The sequence below is a fragment of the Helicobacter sp. L8 genome, assembly GCF_003660355.1.
GTDB lineage: Bacteria > Campylobacterota > Campylobacteria > Campylobacterales > Helicobacteraceae > Helicobacter > Helicobacter labacensis.
On record NZ_QXQR01000049.1, the window covers coordinates 1 to 1459 of the forward strand.

A 1459-nucleotide genomic window follows, 5' to 3' on the forward strand; every position below is an offset into this window, starting at 1 on the left:
CTCAAGCCCTTAGCGTGCGCGTCTTGGACTAGCTGCGCCGTGCTCTTATACTCTAGCAATTTAGCCGGGTCCAACACCTCTACATCTATAATCTCCACCTCTGTGGGCTGGGTGAAAATCTTTTGTGTGGGTCTGCCCTCAATGCGGGTTAAAGTCCTCTTTCCTGTGTCCTCCCCAAAGAGTGATGGGGTCTTGGTATCTAGGGGGGGCTCTTGTTTCAACGCCTGTGCGCTTCTGGCTTGTGTTTTCTCTTGGGCTTGAATCTTGGGATTGCTCGCTAAAGCTAATCGTGCCTGACTTGCCTTTTTTTCTAATCGGGGCAAAAGCCCTAACACCCTGCTTAAAGCTTGTGATCCCTCTGCATTGCTTAATAGTGTATAGGCAAAGTCCCACATATTCACATCTTTTAAAGCCTTTTGCGCGGGCAAGTCTAAGTCCCCAAAAGCTAGTCTGGGTCCAAAGAGTTCTTTAAAGGTGTTGGGCAAGTTAGTGAGAAACTCGTGTAAATTTTGGCTAGGGTTTTCAAGGCGCACAAAACGCGCAAAACCTACGCCTAGCAACTGGGCTAAAGCGTCTTGATACACCTCTGGGTTTAACTCTTGGACAAACTGGTTAGTTCCGTCCTTCTTGGTGGTGTTGATCAATCCAACAAGACTTTCATAGAGATCGTTTAGGTTTTCATGGCGTGCGCCTGCTAGCACGCTTCTAGCTGTGGAATCTATGGCTTGGGCTAGATAGGGAGCAATGTGCAAATTAGCTAGATTGGGGTCTCTGGCTAGTTTGTAGAAATTGCTCGCGTTTTTGACAAACATATCTTTTAGCTTGGTGAACTCCTCAACACTTAGGAGCTTTTGGGCGTTGTTTAAAGCTTGGCTTAGGCTGATATTAGGCGTGTTGCGCGCTACATGGGCTAAAAGGGCTAGATTAGCCCCTTCAATGTCGGGCATCTGGGCTTGTTTGTCTAAATCTTTGGCGATATAAAGGGCTAGAGAGTCCACGCTTTCATGTTTGTTGGCGACAATCTTATCTATCTCTGCGGGGTTGATGTGCGCATCGTATTTACCTAGCGCGCTCATGAGTTTGTCCCCATAAGTGTGCGCGCGCTCTTTATTGCTCGCGGCTGCTAGGTTGATGATCTCCTGCTTGTCTAGCTCTTGGCTGGGTGTGCGCATTAATAGTTCGCCCTCTTTGAGTTGCACCCCATAGTTATCTAAGATGGCTTGCTGGTAAGCGCGCTTACTTGAAGGGCTAAACTCTTGCATCGCCTTAGCGCGGTGGTTGCCTGCTAGCACCTGCCCATCGCTTAAGATCACGGGCAAATCATCAAAACCCCCTCTATTAAAAATCATTCTGGGGTTGAAATGTTGGGCGATCTGTTCTATGCGCTTGGGGTCTACTTGGGTGCGCGTTTGTGTGCCTACCCCGGCGTTGAAATTGGGCTTAATGTCATCTGCCCTGA

Annotated in this window: 1 pseudogene; it reads right to left on the reverse strand. The window is 48.5% G+C overall.

The annotated features are described in order from the left end of the window. Positions 1-1459, reverse strand: a pseudogene (locus tag EAO37_RS08985) (hypothetical protein); the annotation flags it as partial.